Annotated in this window: 10 protein-coding genes; all 10 read right to left on the bottom strand. The window is 59.3% G+C overall.

What is annotated here, in order from left to right:
• Window positions 1-10 precede the first annotated feature (10 nt).
• Window positions 11-1,576: an MBOAT family O-acyltransferase gene (locus EAH78_RS06070; RefSeq protein WP_140666649.1), complete on the bottom strand. Its 1,566-nt coding sequence runs from the start codon at window positions 1,574-1,576 to the stop codon at window positions 11-13.
• A 213-nt stretch (window positions 1,577-1,789) separates the two neighbouring features.
• Entirely contained in the window at window positions 1,790-2,914 is a 1,125-nt protein-coding gene (locus EAH78_RS06060) for a mannuronate-specific alginate lyase (protein ID WP_140666647.1), read from the bottom strand.
• A gap of 8 nt (window positions 2,915-2,922) precedes the next feature.
• Window positions 2,923-4,371: an alginate O-acetyltransferase gene (locus EAH78_RS06055; protein WP_140666645.1), complete on the bottom strand. Its 1,449-nt coding sequence runs from the start codon at window positions 4,369-4,371 to the stop codon at window positions 2,923-2,925.
• A 10-nt stretch (window positions 4,372-4,381) separates the two neighbouring features.
• Complete coding sequence (gene algG, locus EAH78_RS06050; RefSeq protein ID WP_140666643.1) at window positions 4,382-5,971, bottom strand: mannuronan 5-epimerase AlgG; 1,590 nt, start codon at window positions 5,969-5,971, stop codon at window positions 4,382-4,384.
• Window positions 5,972-5,997: 26 nt separating this feature from the next.
• A complete protein-coding gene (locus EAH78_RS06045; RefSeq protein WP_140666641.1) occupies window positions 5,998-7,485 on the bottom strand; it encodes an alginate export family protein in 1,488 nt (495 codons plus the stop codon).
• Entirely contained in the window at window positions 7,482-8,993 is a 1,512-nt protein-coding gene (gene algK / locus EAH78_RS06040) for an alginate biosynthesis TPR repeat lipoprotein AlgK (RefSeq protein WP_140666639.1), read from the bottom strand. Before algK ends, EAH78_RS06045 begins: the two co-directional genes overlap by 4 nt.
• 9 nt (window positions 8,994-9,002) lie before the next feature.
• The gene (locus EAH78_RS06035) at window positions 9,003-10,172 is read right to left on the bottom strand and encodes an alginate biosynthesis protein Alg44 (RefSeq protein WP_140666637.1); all 1,170 of its coding nucleotides are present in this window, start codon (window positions 10,170-10,172) and stop codon (window positions 9,003-9,005) included.
• Window positions 10,173-10,207: 35 nt separating this feature from the next.
• Window positions 10,208-11,689 carry a mannuronan synthase gene (gene alg8, locus EAH78_RS06030; RefSeq protein WP_140666635.1) on the bottom strand — a complete coding sequence of 494 codons (1,482 nt, stop codon included), beginning with the start codon at window positions 11,687-11,689 and terminating at the stop codon, window positions 10,208-10,210.
• A gap of 151 nt (window positions 11,690-11,840) precedes the next feature.
• The gene (locus EAH78_RS06025) at window positions 11,841-13,157 is read right to left on the bottom strand and encodes a nucleotide sugar dehydrogenase (protein WP_007942268.1); all 1,317 of its coding nucleotides are present in this window, start codon (window positions 13,155-13,157) and stop codon (window positions 11,841-11,843) included.
• A gap of 825 nt (window positions 13,158-13,982) precedes the next feature.
• Entirely contained in the window at window positions 13,983-14,762 is a 780-nt protein-coding gene (yaaA, locus tag EAH78_RS06020; protein ID WP_027924847.1) for a peroxide stress protein YaaA, read from the bottom strand.
• Between the last annotated feature and the right edge of the window lie 182 nt (window positions 14,763-14,944).

Here is a 14,944-nt window from a genome sequence, read left to right as displayed (position 1 = left end):
GTCAGATCCCTCAGAACTGGAAGTAAAGGAACGGCGAGAAGCTTTGCGCCGAGAGTTTGAAAATCGAAGCGATGAACAGCACCAGTACCAGCGTGCGCATCACGTAACGCGACCAGTCAGCGGTCCAGTAGGCCGGTTGCACGGTGGCTTCAACGCCGACGGTGTAACCCGGTTGGTGGATGCTGGCCGGGTTGTCGCCCGGTACCGCTTTGATCGTTCCAGGGATCGCAGCGGCAGGACCGTCGGTCTCGACGTTGACGGCAGGCTTGGTCTTCTCAGGCGGACGGTTGGTGTAGAAATCACGGATGCCGAAGAACGCCAGCGTCACGTAAGCCACCACCAGTGTCGCTATTTGCAGGCCGGTGAGGCTGGCCTGGTTGAGTTCCGACAGCGACCATTCGCCGAAGCTGAACATCGCGCCGTACATACGGCCGGCGACGTGCAGGTTTTCCGAGCGGAAGATCACCCAGCCCATCACCACCAGCAAGAACGTCAGCGCCCAGCGGATCGGGTTGATGCTGCGCGGCGAGGTGTTCAGGCCCAGCGCTTTTTCAATCGCCAGCCACATGCCGTGCCACGCGCCCCAGACGATGTAGGTGATGTTCGCGCCGTGCCACAGACCACCGAGCAACATGGTCAGGAACAGGTTGCGATAGGTCATCAGCGTGCCTTTGCGGTTACCGCCCAGCGTGATGTACAGGTAGTCACGCAACCAGGTGGAGAGGCTGATGTGCCAGCGACGCCAGAACTCGGTGATCGACTGGCTGATGTACGGCTGCTTGAAGTTTTCCATGAAGCGGAAACCCATCATCAAGCCCAGGCCGATGGCCATGTCGCTGTAGCCGGAGAAGTCGAAATACAGTTGCGCGGTGTAAGCCAGCGCGCCAAGCCAGGCATCGCCCGTGGTCGGGTTTTGCAGCGCGAAGCAATGGTCCGCGACGACGGCGAGGGTGTCGGCGATGAAGACTTTCTTGATGAAACCCTGCATGAACCGCGTGCAGCCCTCGGAGAACTTATCGAGGGTGTGGGTGCGGTTGTTGAACTGGTCGGCGAGGTCGCGGAAACGCAACACCGGGCCGGCAATCAAGTGCGGGAAGATCGCCACGAACGCCGCAAAGTCGATCAGGTTGCGCGTTGCCGGGGTGTCACCACGGTAGACGTCGATGATGTAGCTGATGGACTCGAAGATGTAGAACGAGATCCCGATCGGCAACAGCACGTGGGTCAGGATGAACGGCGACAGGCCAACCGACGTCATCATCGCGTTGATGCTGTCGACGCCGAAGTTGGCGTATTTGAAGTAGCCGAGGATGCACAGGTCGACGGCGACGCCGAGCAGCAGCCAGCGCTGGGCCGGTTTGGTCCTAACACCAGCGGCACCGACTTTGAGGCCAATCCAGTAGTTCCACAGCGTCACGGCGGCGAACAGCGCAAGGAAGTCCACACGCCACCAGGCATAGAACACGTAGCTGGCGATCAGCAGCAGCAGGTTGCGATAGCGTATTCCGCTCAAGTAGTACAAGCCGAGAAAGATCGGCAAGAACAGAAACAGGAACACATTGGATGAAAATACCATCCCGATCTCTCCATGTTTAACCAACAGTCAAGGGCCAACGGCCCCCCCAAACCCCCCACCGAAAACCGGGGGGCATCACACAAAACTCAAACCATGCACTGGCCCATGTGGGAGCGGGCTTGCTCGCGAAAGCGGTGGAACAGTCGACATCATCGGTGAATGTCAGACCGCATTCGCGAGCAAGCCCGCTCCCACATTGGGTATGTGTTTGACTTACGAACCCTTGTTGCCTTTTTCATTGGCCGGGTCGAAGACCTTGGTCAAATCCCCACCGAGGCGGAAGGTCTTGAACGGCTGCATTTTGTGTTTCTGTTGCAGCACATCCGGCGCGCAGGTGTAGAGCGTGCAGAACGGTTCAAGCCAGGCGAATTTCGAGTCGATCTTGAGATCGGTCATGTCCTGTTCCTTGCCGTTCTTCTTCTCGAAGATGTCCGGGTCTTTCACCCCGGCCAGCACCTGATCACCCAGGCGTTTCAGCGCGCCGTTGTTTTCCTGGCGCACGTCCACCCCGTTGACTTGCGCGAAACTGGCGATCATCGCCAAGGGCGGCAAGGCGTAGTTGTGATAGGCGAGGGCGCGTTGCTGGCGCTTGAGTTCGTTGGGCAGGAAACCCTGCGCGTCGACCTGATTGGCGCCGACCTTGTATTCCTTCACGGCCCAGTCAAACAGGTCGCGGCGGTTGGTCGCGACCGACGTCGCCATCACCGACCAGGCAGCCCAGTACGAGTGATTGTTGGTTTGCTCAAGCGGCAGGTTGTCCCAGTCACTGACCACCTGATCGGCCATTTTGCTGAACCAGGCTTCGATCAACTGCGACTCTTGCTGATGGTTGGCCAGCGGATGCGAGTCAGAGAACTTCAGGCGGATGTACGACGACGCCATGCTGCCCAGCGCCCATTTGCGCATGGACTTGCCGGTGTGGTTGAAGTCCTTGGACATCAACGCATCGGCCTTGGCCCAGGCGGTCAGCCAGGTCAGCGTGCATTCGAGTTGTTCCGGGCGACCGTCACGCATGAACTGCATCACGCGCTTGCTGGTGCCGCGTTCGATCTTGGTGATGTCGGCGGTGCTGTCGCGGAAGGCTTTTTCCGATTGCACGTTCAGGGTCGAACGGGCCTTGTCGGAGCCTTCGTATTTGCTGCGAAATTGCAGCGAGCCGGTGTACGGCGTCGGCATTGCATCGCAGCCTTCATTGCTGTCGCCGGTCTTGAGTTTTTCGATCGGCGCGAAGTAACCCTGTGGCGGACGCAGAGGGGCGGCGGCCTGGGTGGCACCGGCAAACATCGCCAGGGTCAGCAACGATGGCGCGAGCAGATTTTTCAACGTTCGGTTTCGCATGGCAGACCTCATTGCCCGGCCTGAGCAGTTCGCTGCTCAGCACTCGGGAACACGTTGCGTTTGCAGATTTTCGCTTCGACTTTTTGCGGCGCGGCACCGGCTTCAGGGCCCTGGACTTCGACGGCCAGCAGATTCTGCGAGGCCCAGTCTTCGTCCGTGCGCAACTCAAAGGCGAAACGCCCGTCGGTGTCGGAGGTTTCCGGTTTGTCGATCTTGATGTCCTCGTGGCGACCGTTCATGTACCAGAGGGTGGCGTGCAGGGTTTTCACCGACGGATCGGCGAAGCGGATGTCGACCTGGTGGCTGCTGTTTTGCAGGTCCAGGTTTTTGCTGTTGACCATCAATTCGTTCTTGCCCGTTTTCAGCGTGGTGCTGCCGGACATTTGTGCATCCTTGCCTTCGCAACCGTTGTCCAGCAGCGCCATCATCTGGCGGTAGATGGTTTCCTGGTCGAGGCGATAGAGCGGCGAAAATTCCCAGATCAGAATCTTTGGCGGCTTGGTCTGGAACTCTTCGCTGCCCAGGTATTGCAGCATCGAACCTTCCAGGCCACCGCCGGGGAACGCCACGTTGAGGATGTCGGCGCCGATGGCCTCTTCGAGGAAACCGGCGAAGTTGTAGTTCTTGCCACTGTGGCTCGTGCCTACCAGGGTGATCTCCGGATTGCCGGCGTCGCTGAACAGATCGCCGTCGGCGGCTTCGCCCTTGGGCTCGGTGGTGAATTGATCCATGTACTGGATCGCGTAGCTGGTGCCACAGAGTTGACCCGCCATGTTGTGCAATGTTCCGGTCTTACCCATGCGACCCGACCTGTGGGTCTCGAATTCACGTTTCGCAATGCCGGCAAACGCTGGAATCTGCTTGACCTTTTCCGCGACGATTTTCGCCGTGCGTTGGGCGCCGTACGGCGTCCAGTGCTGGTCGCCACGGAAGTAGAAATCGTGGGCGGGCAGGGTGTCGGGAAGCGATTCGTTGGTCAGCGGCGACAGGTCCGGGACCACGTAACCCATGGCGGCGAAACGCCCGAGCATGGTCTTGTAGTTTTTCAGTGCCTTGTCGAAATCGTACTGGGCTTTTTCTTCCGGGTTGAGCTTGTTGCGGTTCACCAGGCCACGAGTGGGTTGATAAACAACAACGAGCTCCACGCCTTTGCTCTTGAACGCATCGTGCAGTTCTTTCAGGCGTTTGTAGCCGGCGGGGGAGGTGTCAAATTCGGTGCGCAAGTCTTCTTGCGTACGGAACAGCCAGTCGCCTTGCGCCTGCACCAGGGTGGTGAAGTTCTGCTGATAACGCGTGGTGTAGTTCTTTGCGTCATGGGCTTCGGGGCACAGGTTGCAGCACGGATCAGCCGTGAACTTGGGTGCCTGGGCCTCATCGGCGCGAACACCGCCGCTGGCCGCGAGAATGCCGGCGGTCAGGGCCGACAGGCTGAGTAATTTGATCAAGTGTGGGTGCATAAAATTATCCTCAGTCCCGCATTTCGGTCTGGCGTTCGACAGGGTCGATCAGCACGGCTTTCTGCTGGCGCACCAGCAGGTCGAGAATTTCATCCTGACGCTCGCCCAGAATCCCGCTGAAGCTGATCCCGCTGGATTTGGTCGGGGCGAGCATGGACACGCGATACAACTCGACGCTCAACGGCGAGTCGATGGACAGCGGGCCACTGCCGTTGCCGGCCAGTTCACCGCCGACCACGATCAGCGAGACTTCGGCGTCGAACGGGTCGAGCTTGATGTCGCGGTCGGTGTCGCTCAGGTCTTTGATGTGGCCGTAGACACCGGTCAGGCCGTTGGCCAGGGACAGGTTTTCGTAGAGGCGAATGTTCACGCTGTTACGAATACGTATGCCGTGGCGTTTGTTGCTGATCACCTTGTTGCCGTAGATCAGGTTGTCGGCACTCTCGTAGAGGGTGATGCCGTCGGTGTGGTTCTTGTAGATCTCGTTATAGGCGATCAGGTTGTTCACGCTGTTACGGTCGATTACCAGCCCCGAAAGGTGGTTGTCGTAGCTGCGGTTGTTGAAGATGAAGCTGTCGTTGACCTCACGGGAAATAATGATCCCGTGCTTCTTCTTGGTCCCGTAGACGGTGTTGTCGGCAATGATCAGACCGTGCGAACGGTCGTGCGGGTCGATGCCGTAGACGATGTTGTCTTTGTAGGTATTGCCCTTGACCACGAAGTCGCGGGTTTCGTAGCAGTAGAAGCCGTACCACATGTCCGAGAACTCGGAGCCGACGATCCAGCCAGTTGGTTCCGGGCGCTTCAAGACCTTGGCCATGTTCGGCGTGTACTGGGAAATACTCACGCCGTAGGACTTACTGTTGGCGTAGCCGAAACTGGCGATCTTGCTATTGGCGATGTAGGTCTCGGTGCCACCCCAGGACAGCAGGAACGGACGGAATTCCTTCGGCGAGGTGAACGTCGCCGGGCCGTTGTCCTTCTCGCGCCAGCCGGTGATTTTGGTGTCACGCACAAACAGCTGGCCGTCGTTGACCAGGAACGACCCGGCCTCTTGCGACAGGCGCAACTCCTGGGTCTGTTTGTCGATTTCGAGGATGCCGTGACGGCCGACCACGATCGGCAACTTCGCCAGGAATACGCCCGGCGAGGTTTCGCTGAAGTACTGCTTGGGCAGCTTTTTCGCCAGGTCCTTGAGGTTCATGTAGCCGTCGTCGACAAAGATTGCCTGCGGGATACCGTGCTGACGCACCACCCACTCGGCCATCTTGTTGTCGCCGCCGATGAAGTCCTTCAGGGCGTCTTCCTGCATCATCCGGCGCACGCTGATCTTGCCGGGCTTGGACCGCACGATTTTTGCGGCAATGGCTTCGGCGGTGTAGCCCGAAGTGTCCGGCAGTTTCGGCTTGGCCAGCTCCAGCGGACCGGTCGGCGCGCTGCTGACGGTGTAGGTCTTGGCCTGTTGCAAACCTTTGGCAACGGTCTCCGGTTGCCCTTTCTGCACGGGCACGACCGGTTCCACATTGGCGAAGGCAGCCGCGCTGGCCAGCAGCATCGCGCCGGCCAGCAAGGAGATCGAACCTCGCTTCGAATTGTTCATGTCGGGCACTCCCTTCGCAGTTCGCATCAGAAGCGCCAGATCACGTCGATGAATGCGCGGTGCATGTACGAATCGACTTCCTTGCCGTATGCATCACCCGGCTTGAACACACCACCGCGGAAACGCACGAGGGCCGAAGGCTCGTCGATCGACTGACTCAACGCCGCCGGCAACAGGCCTTGCTTGAAGTACTTGGTGACGACCAGGTCCATCTCTTGACCGAGGTCTTTTTCGCCATCGTTCAGCGGCAGGGACGTGGTGGACAGGATCGCGCCGGTGGCGTCGTCGGTATTGTTCTCGACCGCGTTGATGCCGTTGCTGCCGATCGGCTTGTTGCCGTCGACGCGCCAGAACTTGTGGTAGATCAGGCTGGCGTCATATTCGTCGTTGAGCATCCACGAACCGAACAGGGTCGCGGTCTGCATGTTCTGCATTTCGCCACGGAAGGCTTCGCCGAAACGGGACACCCGCGAGCGCGTACCGGTGTAGTTCGAACGGTTGCTTTCCAGGCCGTTCTGTTCGTACTCGGCGCTGGCGCGGGCATAGGCGGCACCAACTTGCCATTGCGGATCGAGGCGCAGACGCACGCCGACGTCCGTGGCCCAGCCGTTGAGGTCCTGGCCGCGTTTGGCTTCGGTCGGAGGCGTGCCGTTGGCGTTCAGCGGGTTGACCGTGTCGGTGTCGCCGCTCATGCCGGTGATGCTGCCCCAGTAATTGACAGTGTTGGTGTTGCGCCAGTTGTAGGCGTCGCTGTCGGCGGTCAGGCCCAGCCAGGTGAGGTCACCGTTCTGTTGCTTGTCCAGCGAATCGCTGGGCACGCCCGGCTGCGGGTAGTCGAGCTTGCCGTCATCGTGGGCGTGATGAGCGCGAACGCCCGCCCAGTGCCCCGGTGTCCACTGATACTCGGCATCGGCGTAGACGTGCAGGCGATCCTTGTCCTTGGGGGCCAGCTCCGTGAGGTCGGTGCGGTACTCGCTGAAGCGTTCGGCGACACCCATGTTGGCGCGCAACAGGGTGGTGTCGAAAGTCCAGTTCAGGGCTTCGATGTTGGTATCGCGCCATTCGCCATCGGCGTTGTGCAGGCGTTGGCGACCGAGCTTGAGCATCTCGCCCGGATACGGCGTGAGGCCGCTGTAGCCGACCCAGAATTCACGCATCGCCAAGTAGTTTTTCTTGGTCTTGCGATCATCGTTGGTGGTCGGCGTGGTGCCATCGCCGGCGGTCCCTTGCAAGGTGTCCGTTTCGATGATGTCGGTGGCGGTCACGGCTTGGCCCATGGCGTAGGCGCTCCACGCGCCGCTCTCGCCATAGATCCATGGACGCAGGTCGAGGCCGACACCGTTGACGTCGCCGCCGCTCTGGGTGCCGAGGTCGCTGTCGGCTTCGGACTGGCCGGTGATTTTCACGTCAAGGCCGTAGTTCTTGGTTTCGGTCAATGCCGCCAGGGTCGGACACGACCACAACAAGGCGAATGTCAGGCCAATACCGGCCTGAACGAATGGATTCAACTTCATAGGGATTCCTCGCCGTCTTCTTCTTGCAGGGCATGCAGTTCCAGCGTGTTCTGGCTCAAGGACCCACGAACGGCCTGTTCTTGTTTCAACAGGCGTTGGGCCTCGGCGAGCTGGGCAGGCGGCAGTTGTGCTTCGAGTGTTTGCGCAAGCTCGGTGGCTTGCGGGGTGTCTTGAGCTTTGGCCAACTGGCTGAAGACGTAAGCGTTAAGCGGGTTGGGCTTGGTGCCCTTGCCTTGGGAAAACAGCTGGGCGATGGCGAAGTCGGCGCTGTTCTGGCCGTTGCGCGCAGCGGTCAGCAAGTGATCCAGGGCTTTCTGCGAATAGACTTTGCCCAGGTAGCCACGGCGGTAGATCTGGCCGAGGTAGTAATCGGCGGCGACTTCGCGGCCGACGGCTTTCTGGAAATGTTCTTCGGCGACTTTGGCGTCGGCCGGGACCATTTTGCCCTCGTAGTAGAGCTTGCCCAGCAACAGTTCGGCGCGCGGCTGGTCGGCGGCGCGACCGTTGTCCAGGTACTTCATCATCTGGTCGACGTCACCCAGTTCAGGGAAGTCGTAGATCAATTGCGCGAGGGTGACCCACGACGCCGGGTAGCCCGGAGCGATGGGTTCGAGCAGCGACTGCGCGGTTTTCTCGTCAGTCTTGCCCAGAGTCGGATCAGCGAGTACACGGGCAACGCTGTCCACCCGCTGCGCGGAGACGGTGCCGCGAGCGTGCGCAGCTTGCATCTGCTTGATCAGCTCGGCCTGTTGTTCTGGCTTGGCCTGTTTCTGATAAACCGTGGCCAGTTCGACGTAGCAGATGTCGGTGGTGTTCAGCGCGGCTTTGCAGATACTGGCGACTTCGTCCAGGTGCTGGTCGTAAGTGCCTTGGGTGCGATAGAGCAACACTTGCGCCAGACCCGCTTCCGGTTTGCCTTCGGCGCGCCATTGGCTGATCTGCTTCTGCGCATCGATGTTGGGGAAACTGTGTGGGTATTGCAGGTACAGCATGGCCAGCGGGATCAGGGTATTGCCTTCGCCATTGGCCGAGGCTTTTTTCAACAGTCCTTCGGCTTCATGCTGTTCGGCTTCGGTGGAACCCGGCTTGGCCACCAGCAGGCGACCCAGACGAGCTTGAGCGCGCGGCGAGACGTCGGCCGCGGCGCGGTAAGTCGCCTCGGCCTGCTTGATCTGCGCCGGGTCACGGCTGTCGACCTGGATATCGGCCAGGCCTACTTGCGCCTCGCTGTAGCCGAGGTCGGCGAGTTGCTTGTAGTTCTGCTGCGCGAGCGCGGTGTCGCCACGCTTGAGGGCTTCGTTGGCCAGACGCTGGTCGGGCAGGCCGGCGCAACCGGCCAGGCTGACTGCCAGTGCCAGCGAACAGAACGCGTAACCCATGTGGGAGCGGGCTTGCTCGCGAAGCAGGCGCTGCGGTGCATCAGGCAGACCGCGTTGTTCCCTTCGCGAGCAAGCCCGCTCCCACAGGGAACTCGGTGTTTTCAGGAAACTGATAATCGTCACGGGCATGTCCTCGACTTAAAGACCGGCGGCCATGGCTTTGTCGATCAGCCAGTTCAGGTTCGGGCCACGATCGCTATTCACTTCCACCGGGCGACCGGCGAGGCTGCTGTCCAGGGCTTCGTCAGGCTGGATCAGCACGCGGATGTCGGACGACAGGTCGGCGCTTTTCAGGCTGGTGCTGCTGACGATCTTGCCGGTGCGGGTTTTGTCTTCGCCGGCGATCTGGAAGCTGACCGCAGTACCCGGACGCACGTCGCGGAACTGGCGATAAGAGAAGCGCGCTTCGACATTGGCTTCGCTGTTGCGCGGCACCAGTTGGAAGATCACGTCGCCCTTGCTGGCGTACTGACCGTTGGCAACCAGTTGCTGGGCCACGGTGCAATCGCACGGCGAGGTCAGGGTGCCGGTCATTTGCTTGCCAAACAGTTCTTCAACCTTGGCCGGCTGCAGTTGGTCTTCGTCCAGATGCCCTTTGAGCACGTCGAGCATGCTGGTGCTGAACGTGGCGAGCGGGGCGCCTTTGGCGGCCACGCCGTCAGCCTTGATCAGGCTTTGTACAGTGCCGTCGCGTGGCATGGTGATGTTCATGCCCGGCACGCTGACCAGACCGGCCTGCGCATGGCTGACGAAGTACATGCCGTACACCGATTTGAAAACGAAACCGAATGCCGCGAGGCCGACGATGAAAATCCCTAGGCTGAAGGTCACCGCACGCAGACGACCGAACGCGGTCATGCCGTGGCCGCCGTCCTTGACCTTGCGCGCCTTGGTGAAATTGTCGCGCTGCAAGGTCGCCAGCACTTCACCCATGCTGACGATGTCGCCGGCCAGGTGAGAGGTGATCAGGTGGCGCAGGGTCGAGATGTCTTGCGGTTCGAGGTTCTGGAACTGGCAACCGGCACGGCCGGTCTGGCGGTCGAAGGAGCGAACCTGCAACTCCACGTCCATGGCCAGGCCGAGGTTGTCGATGACGAATTGCAGGCGAGCCTTGTACACATCACCGATCTTCAGCGGCAACTGACCGGCGTTGAACGCCAGGCCGCCAGCGGAAAGGTCGATCACACGGGCTTCAACCGGCGTCCGGTCCGGACCGAAGAAACGCAGCTTGGCCGGGATTTTCACTCGGGCGTGTTGGCGCTGGGCTTCGGATTCATGCACTACGTTGGCGTTGACGGCGGTATTCATAGGGGCGATTTCCTTGTTAATTCAATAGGGGCGGGTCAGACCATCATCAGCAGCACGGCGACAAAAATGCTGCCGGCGGAGAAGGTCATGGTCCGAGACGACCAGGTGTTGAACCAACGTTGAAAGCTGGCGAGATCACGGGTCAGAGAAGTGGGCTGGCGAGTCCAGGACTGTTGATCGAGGCGGAAGAACACGTAGATCTTCACCAACGCGCCGACGATCTGGTTGTAATAGAGAATCACTGGGTAAGCCGGGCCGATCCGGTGACCGGAAAGGGACAGCAGCACGGCCAGGATCAGGCGGGTAATGCCGATCCACAGCAGGTAAACCAGGATGAACGCAGTGCCATATTTGAAGCTGGCAATCAGCGCGACCGTCAGGCCCAGCAACGACGTCCACATCGACACACGCTGATCGAACAGGACCACCGAGGTGAATAGACCGAGGCGTTTCATCCCCAGGCCCAAGGCGCGGGAGTTCTGGCGCAGGTTGTTGCCATACCAGCGGAACATCAGCTTGCGGCTGGCCTTGATGAAGCTCTTTTCCGGCGGGTGTTCCACGGTGTTGATCGCGGCGTCCGGCACGTAGAAAGTGTCGTAACCCAGGCGCATCAGGCTGAACCAGCTCGACTTGTCGTCACCGGTCAGGAACTTGAAACGACCCAGGCGCCAATGTTGCAGCGAGTCGCTTTCCACGTCGGCAATGAATTCCGGGTTGGTGACGACCGTGGCACGGAACACCGACATCCGGCCGGTCATGGTTAATACGCGCTTGGACAGGGCCATCGAGCACATGTTGATGTGACGCTGGGCGAAACGCAGCTTGTGCCATTCGCTCATGATGTAGCCGCCGCGCACTTCGCAGAACTCGTTGGTGGTCAGGCCGCCGACGTTGCCGAATAGTTGGAACCACGGCACGGTCTTGCGCACTGTGCCTTCGCCGAGCACGGTGTCGCCATCGATCACGGCGACCACGGCGCGGTCGTCCGGCAAGTGGCGGGAGATGGCGCGGAAACCATAAGCCAGGCCGTCGCGCTTGCCGGTGCCGGGAATGCGCACGAAGTCGAGCTTGACCCGGTCCGGCGGATTCATCCGCGACCAGAGGCTCTTCACCAGCTTCTCATCGGACATTTCCACGATGGAGCAGACCATGGTGGTCGGCAGGCCGCAGTCGATCGCTTCACGAATCACCGAGGCGTAGACCTGCGCGGTGGTCAGCGCGTCGATACGGAAACTGGTGACCATCAAAAACACATGGGACGGGTCTGCCGCTTTGCCCAGCTTGCGCACTTTGCGCCGCAGGTGCGGGTAGACCACGTACAGGAACAGCATGCCGCGCAGAAAGTGCGTGGCGCCCATCGAGTAGCGCCAGATCCCGATGAAGCCGATCAGGAAGATGAAGTCCTTCGACTCGGAGTCGAACGTGGACGCAGGCAACGCCATGGCGATGCCCATCAATAAACTTAGGTAAAACAGCCAACCGGCGGCCTGAAGCAGGCCGTGCTTTAGCCTGTGCATAATCGGAATCCTAAAGTCAGTTGCAAGCCCCGCGCCCCCGTTGGAGCACGGCTTGCCGGCGATGGCGATGTCAAGTACGTCATCGCCGGCAAGCCGTGCTCCAACGGGTGTTTCATCCGCGAAAGCGCGGTTTCAGAGACGGGATTCCGTATTACCAGCAGATGCCTTCGGTGCGGCCGCTGACACTGGTGGCTTTGGTCATGAAGCCCACCAGGTCGACCACTTGCTTGCCGTGCGGGGCGTTCTGCGCCAGGGCGCGGAATTTCTCGTCACGGTTGCCGAGGATGATCACGTCGGAGTTGTTGATCACGTCGTCGAAGTCGGAGTTGAGCAAGGACGAGACGTGAGGGATTTTCGACTCGATGTAATCCTTGTTCGCGCCGTGAACGCGGGCGTATTCGACGTTGCTGTCGTAGATGCTCAGGTCGTAACCCTTGCCGATCAGCATTTCCGCCAGATCCACCAGCGGGCTTTCGCGCAGGTCATCGGTGCCGGCCTTGAAGCTCAGGCCCAGCAGGGCGACTTTGCGTTTGTCGTGGCTGGAAACGATGTCGAAGGCGTTCTGCACCTGTGATTCGTTGCTTCGCATCAGCGAGTTCAACAGCGGTGCTTCCACGTCCAGGGAACCTGCGCGGTAGGTCAGGGCACGCACGTCTTTTGGCAGGCAAGAGCCGCCGAACGCGAAGCCTGGGCGCATGTAGTACTGGGACAGGTTCAGGGTTTTGTCCTGGCAGACCACTTCCATCACTTCACGACCATCGACGCCGACCGCCTTGGCGATGTTGCCGATTTCGTTGGCGAAGGTGACCTTGGTGGCGTGCCACACGTTGCAGGTGTACTTGATCATCTCGGCAACGGCGATGTCCTTGCGGATGATCGGCGCGTCGAGTTCTTCGTACAGCGATTGCAGAACGTCGCCCGACGCTTTGTCGAACTCGCCGATGACGGTCATTGGCGGCAGGTCGTAGTCGGCGATCGCGGTGCTTTCACGCAGGAACTCAGGGTTCACTGCAACGCCGAAGTCGACGCCTGCTTTCTTGCCGGAGCAATCTTCGAGGATCGGGATTACAACGTTGGCCACGGTGCCTGGCAGCACGGTGCTGCGAACCACGATGGTGTGGCGGGTGGTCTTGTCACGCAGGACAAAACCGATTTCGCGGCACACGGCTTCGATGTAGTTCAGTTCCAGGTCGCCGTTTTTCTTGCTTGGCGTACCGACGCAGATCATCGACAGGTCGGTGTCACGAATCGCCTCGGCGAAGTTGGTCGTGCCACGCAGTTTGCCGGTATCGATACCCTTGCGCAGAAGCTCGCCCAGGCCCGGTTCAACAATCGGCGATTTGCCGGCATTGATCATATCGATCTTGTCTTTGGCCACATCGACGCCAACGACGTCATGGCCCCGTGCAGACAGGCAACCGGCACAGACAGCGCCGACGTAACCCAAACCAAATATGCTGATGCGCATCGCAATTACCTCACTGTTATCAAGACTGTATTCACAAGCCATTAGATGGCCGGAGTTAAAGGTGTTTAGCGGTCATAGTGCACTCGAAAGTGCGGCTTACAGGCGCCACAATGCCGTGTGCAGGCATACTGAGTTCCGAGTGTCTAAATAAGTGCACTCAAGATGTGCGCAACTAGGCCTTATTATTATGACGTGCCCTGTTATGCAGCCGGTCCTCTGGCCTGAGGACGCTCGTGCAAGGATCTTGCGCGCTCAATGTCAGGCGATAGGCCTGTAAATCAAGCGGTTGGGTGCTCGGGAGAGCACGTTTATAGGGGCGCTGCCTTGGCCTTGTAGGGGATATTAATGGTGCGTATCTCCTGTCCTTCATGTGTTGCCCAAATAAGCGACTCATGTTCGGAAGTTAATGTGACAACTTCGCTACGTGAATGGCTTGTCTGCGTAAGTTATCTCGTACAAGCACGTTGATAATCGTTACCGGTGGTATGAACTACGCATTTGGACATAGTTCCAGTCCGCCGATCACGAAATCTGAAATTTCTTGAAATATTAAGAAAGATGGCACTACTTTCATATTGATGGCACTTGGTGTTTCACCCTTGATACATAGGGGGCTAACCGAGTTCGATAGTTTTATGCCACTATCGATAAAAATTTTCGGTGCCACTACTGAAAAAAAACACCAAAGTCGAGTGAAACAAAAGTTAGAAAAAATGGTGATGTTTTATTGGCGTCAATAAGTCGACGAAATGGGGTGGGATTGTTCGACGAACGGGCGTCGGCGCACGACGAGGATTAAAAGAGTCGTGCGCCTGTCTGGTGCTTTTATTCGGGAGCGTGATCGCGCAGGAAAACCAGGTTGTCCGGTTTGGACTGTTCGGCGCTGTAGCGGTAACCCTGAACGTCAAATTGCTTGAGGTCGGCAGGGTTGTTGATGCGCTCTTCGATGACGAAGCGGCTCATCATGCCGCGGGCTTTTTTCGCGTAGAAACTGATGATCTTGTACTGGCCGTTCTTCAGGTCCTTGAAGTCGGTATTGATGATGCGCGCGTTCAAGGCGTTGCGTTTGACGGCCGAGAAGTACTCGTTGGACGCCAGGTTCAGCAGCACGTCATCGCCTTGATCGGCCAGCGCTTCGTTCAGCCATTCGCTGATGCGCGTGCCCCAGAAGGCATACAGGTCCTTGCCACGGGCATTCGCCAGTTTGGTGCCCATCTCCAGTCGATACGGTTGCATCAGGTCCAGCGGGCGCAGCAGGCCATACAGGCCGGACAGCATGCGCAAGTGCTGTTGGGCGTAATCGAAATCGGCTTCGCTGAAGGTTTGTGCATTAAGGCCGGTATAGACGTCACCTTTAAAGGCCAGCAGCGCCTGCTTGGCGTTTTCCGGGGTGAACGCCGGTGTCCAGCTGCCGAAGCGCGCGGCGTTAAGGCCGCCGATTTTGTCCGAGACGTGCATCAATTCGCTGATTTGCGCCGGCGTCAGGTCGCGCAGCTGCATGATCAGCTCTTGGGAATGATCGAGGTACTGCGGCTGGGTAAAGCGCTGGGTCGCCGGCGGTGTTTCGTAATCGAGGGTCTTGGCGGGGGAAATCACCATCAGCATGAAGTCGTCTCCTTTAATCGTGGGCGCGATTCTAGGGGGTTGAGCCGGATGACTCCAGCTATCAAGGCGATAGGTGATCGGTGGCGAGGTATTTGACTGAATTGGCTTTTGTGGCGAGGGAGCTTGCTCCCGCTGGGTTGCGCAGCAGCCCTGATACTTTCAACGCATTTCTACAGGTAAAT

It is taken from the genome of Pseudomonas arsenicoxydans (genome assembly GCF_006438915.1).
In the GTDB taxonomy this organism is placed as follows: domain Bacteria; phylum Pseudomonadota; class Gammaproteobacteria; order Pseudomonadales; family Pseudomonadaceae; genus Aquipseudomonas; species Aquipseudomonas arsenicoxydans_A.
The sequence above is the reverse complement of the archived record's forward strand: the minus strand, read 5'-3'. Positions and strand labels throughout refer to the sequence as shown.

Excerpts from the sequence above, each read along its gene's own strand:
- EAH78_RS06070 (WP_140666649.1), bottom strand. The coding sequence starts at position 1,576 with ATGGTATTTTCATCCAATGTGTTCCTGTTTCTGTTCTTGCCGATCTTT.
- EAH78_RS06060 (WP_140666647.1), bottom strand. The coding sequence starts at position 2,914 with ATGCGAAACCGAACGTTGAAAAATCTGCTCGCGCCATCGTTGCTGACC.
- EAH78_RS06055 (WP_140666645.1), bottom strand. The coding sequence starts at position 4,371 with ATGCACCCACACTTGATCAAATTACTCAGCCTGTCGGCCCTGACCGCC.
- algG (WP_140666643.1), bottom strand. The coding sequence starts at position 5,971 with ATGAACAATTCGAAGCGAGGTTCGATCTCCTTGCTGGCCGGCGCGATG.
- EAH78_RS06045 (WP_140666641.1), bottom strand. The coding sequence starts at position 7,485 with ATGAAGTTGAATCCATTCGTTCAGGCCGGTATTGGCCTGACATTCGCC.
- algK (WP_140666639.1), bottom strand. The coding sequence starts at position 8,993 with ATGCCCGTGACGATTATCAGTTTCCTGAAAACACCGAGTTCCCTGTGG.
- EAH78_RS06035 (WP_140666637.1), bottom strand. The coding sequence starts at position 10,172 with ATGAATACCGCCGTCAACGCCAACGTAGTGCATGAATCCGAAGCCCAG.
- alg8 (WP_140666635.1), bottom strand. The coding sequence starts at position 11,689 with ATGCACAGGCTAAAGCACGGCCTGCTTCAGGCCGCCGGTTGGCTGTTT.
- EAH78_RS06025 (WP_007942268.1), bottom strand. The coding sequence starts at position 13,157 with ATGCGCATCAGCATATTTGGTTTGGGTTACGTCGGCGCTGTCTGTGCC.
- yaaA (WP_027924847.1), bottom strand. The coding sequence starts at position 14,762 with ATGCTGATGGTGATTTCCCCCGCCAAGACCCTCGATTACGAAACACCG.